3 protein-coding genes are annotated in these 3128 nt (G+C 67.9%); 1 reads left to right on the top strand and 2 read right to left on the bottom strand.

Going from position 1 to position 3128, the window contains the following annotated elements:
• Positions 1-857 (top strand): sulfite exporter TauE/SafE family protein (locus HUK84_RS13480; protein WP_176640750.1); only part of this gene is annotated, 857 nt, incomplete at its 5' end.
• A 25-nt stretch (positions 858-882) separates the two neighbouring features.
• On the opposite strand, the gene HUK84_RS13475 is transcribed toward HUK84_RS13480, so the two are convergent.
• Entirely contained in the window at positions 883-1920 is a 1038-nt protein-coding gene (locus HUK84_RS13475) for a glycosyltransferase family 4 protein (RefSeq protein WP_246285672.1), read from the bottom strand.
• Between the two features lie 87 nt (positions 1921-2007).
• The gene (locus HUK84_RS13470; RefSeq protein WP_176640748.1) at positions 2008-2838 is read right to left on the bottom strand and encodes a UDP-2,3-diacylglucosamine diphosphatase; all 831 of its coding nucleotides are present in this window, start codon (positions 2836-2838) and stop codon (positions 2008-2010) included.
• Positions 2839-3128 lie beyond the last annotated feature (290 nt).

The raw sequence follows: 3128 nt of genomic DNA, 5'->3' as shown, positions 1-3128 counted from the left end.
CCCTGTCGATCGGCACCGCCGCCAGTTCGCTGGCCCGCATCGCCGCGTTCCGGCGCGCGGTGCGCTGGGACGTGGTGCGGCATTTCGCCCCCACCGCCCTGCCCTTCGCCATGCTGGGCGCCTGGGCGCTCAGCCGCATGGACCCGGTCTATCTGAACCTGCTGCTGGGATTGTTCCTGGTGGGCAATGTGCCGCTGCTCTTTCGCAGGACGCCCCATATGGTGAACGGCAAGGGTGCGGATGGCGGGACGCCGCACCAGGCCTGGCTGTCGGCCATCGGGGCGGCGGCGGGCTTCCTGTCGGGCTTTACCGGTGCGGTCGGACTGCTCTTCAACGGGTTCTATTACCGGCTGGGCCTGCGCAAGGAGGAAATCGTCGCGACCCGGGCGGCCAACGAGATCATGCTGCACCTGCTCAAACTGGCCCTGTACGGCGCGTTCGGCCTGCTGGACGCGCGGGGATTGGCCGCCGGCGCCGCGGTGGCCGCCGCCGCCATCCTGTCATCCCTGCTGATGCGCCGGATCCTGCCCTATCTGCACGAACGCCTGTTCCGCCATGTCGGCCATGTCGCGACCGTGGCGGCCGGGGTGGCCATGCTGGTCGCCGCGGGCGGGCAGATCGCCCGCCAGGATCGGCTCGCCCTGCATTATGCCCGCGCCCCCACGCAGATCGCGGCCTCGCTGTCCTGGCGGCGACATGTCTTCGCCGTCGAATGGGAACCGCATGACGAGCTGGAACTCAGCCATTCCATCCGCGACTGGACTTTCGGCGACCGTCCCCGGACCGCCGCTCCGCCGCCACACAGCTATATCCTGCATGTCTCGCCGCACAAGGGACTGTACGGCACCCGGATCTGAATCCGGCGCCGCTGAATGACGCCCCTCAACGCGGCACGCTCACCCCCTGCGCCCGGACGACGGCGTCCAGGAACATCCGCGCGCAGGCATTCCAACTGAAGCGCGCGGCATGGGCCCGGCAGGCCGCCCGGTCGCCGTTCAGGGCGGCCAGGATGCCGGCCCGCAAATCCGGCCCGATCGCGCCGAGCGGGGACACGCCCCGCGGCAGGATGTCGCGCGGTCCGGTCACGTCGAACGCCGCGACCGGCAGGCCGCAGGACAGCGCCTCCAGGATCACCAGCCCGAACGTGTCGGTCAGGCTGGGAAACACGAACACGTCGCTGGCGGCATAGGACGCCGCCAGGTCGGCGCCTTCCTTGTAGCCGGTAAAGACGACGCCGGGATAGCGCGCGGCGAGGTCCGCGCGGTCGGGCCCGTCACCGACCACGATCTTGGTGCCGGGCAGGTCCAGGTCGAGGAACGCGGTCAGGTTCTTCTCGATCGCCACCCGGCCGACATAGAGCATGTACGGCCCCGGAACGCCGTACAGCGCCTGCCAGTCATGGCCGGCCGAGCCGGGGCTGAACCGGTCGGTATCCACACCCCGCGTCCAGCATTCCAGATGGCGGAAGCCGCGATCGCTCAACTCGCCCAGCATGCTGGGCGTCGGCACCAGGGTCAGCGCCGCGGCGCCGTGGAACCAGCGCAGGAACCCATAGGGCACGCGGGTCGGCAGCCCGCTCCGCGCCCGGATATATTCGGGGAACCGCGTATGGAACGACGAGGTGAAGCATCGCCCGTTGCGGATCGCCCAGCGCCGCGCGGCCAGCCCCAGCGGCCCCTCGGTCACGATATGGATCGCGTCGGGACCAAACGCCCCGATCAGCCGGCGCAACCGGCGATAGGGCAGCACGCTCAGCCTGATTTCCGGATAGGTCGGACAGGGGATGGTCCGGAACAGGTGCGGACCGATGACCGACACGGTCACCCCCATCGCGCGCAATTCGTCCGCCAGGCGCGACACGGTGCGCACCACGCCGTTGACCTGGGGATACCAGGCATCGGTGATCACAAGCAGGCGCAAGGCATGATCCGCCAATGCATGATCCGCCGATACATGATCCACCGATACGGGCCCGGCACGATCCAGAACCGCGGCAGACGGCGTCATTCAGGCGCCGGCCGGAAACAGCAGCGACGCCAGGCGCGATGCGTTCGCCGGCAGGCGGCGGCGCACATCGGTCATGTCCAGCAATTCCATGCTGCCGTCATGATGCTCGACCAGCGCGGTGCAGCTTTCGACCCAGTCGCCGTCATTCATGTACAGCACGCCGTCCAGGTCCTTGATGATGGCGTGGTGGATATGGCCGCAGATCACGCCGTCCATCCCGCGGCGCCTTGCCTCGTCCGCCACCGCGGTCTCGAACCGGTCGATGGCCATGACCGCGCCCTTGACCTGCCGCTTCAGCCATTTCGACAGCGAGCGATAGGGCAGGCCCAGCCGGCGGCGCACCAGATTGAACCAGCGATTGACGATCAGCGCCGCCGTATAGGCCCGGTCGCCCAGCATCGCCAGGAACGGGGCATAGCGCACGACGCTGTCGAACTCGTCGCCGTGCAGGACCAGGAATTTCCTGCCCGCCGCGGTCACGTGCTCGGCCGTCTCGCACAGGCGGATGCCCGCAACCTCCAATTGATGCGGCAGCCAGCGGCGCAGGATCTCGTCGTGATTGCCGGGGATATAGACGATCTCGGTCCCCTTGCGGCCCATGCGCAGGATCTGGTTCACCACGTCGTCGTGATGGCTGTTCCAGAACCAGGAGCGTTTCAGCTTCCATCCGTCGATGATGTCGCCGACCAGATAGAGACGTTCGCACGTCATGCCGCCCAGGAATTCCGACAGAAGATCCGCGCGGCAATCGCGCGTGCCCAGGTGGACGTCGGAAAGGAAGACGGTCCGGTAACTGGCCGACGCAAGCCGGTCGTTCAGAATCACGTTCATCGCGGACAGCACACCCAGATGAAAGACGGGCTTCTTCTACCCGGAACCGTCCATTACTTTTGTGTATCTTTCATGAAATCGGCGCAGGGCGCGAGCCGCCTCCGTATTGCGCGCCCTCACTCCGTCAGCGACCAGGGGATGACCGCCTGGCCGATGCGCCGGACCGCGACGCCATAGACCGCCTGCATGGCCATGTCGGTCAGGACGTCCTGCGGCAGGCCGTCCGCCACGACGCGCCCGGCCTGCATCAGCATCACCCGGTCGCAGAAGCGCGCCGCCAGCGCCAGGTC

The organism is Nguyenibacter vanlangensis, from assembly GCF_013376155.1.
Taxonomy (GTDB): Bacteria; Pseudomonadota; Alphaproteobacteria; order Acetobacterales; family Acetobacteraceae; genus Gluconacetobacter; species Gluconacetobacter vanlangensis.
Note: the sequence above shows the minus strand (reverse complement) of the source record. Positions and strands in the feature narration are given on the sequence as shown.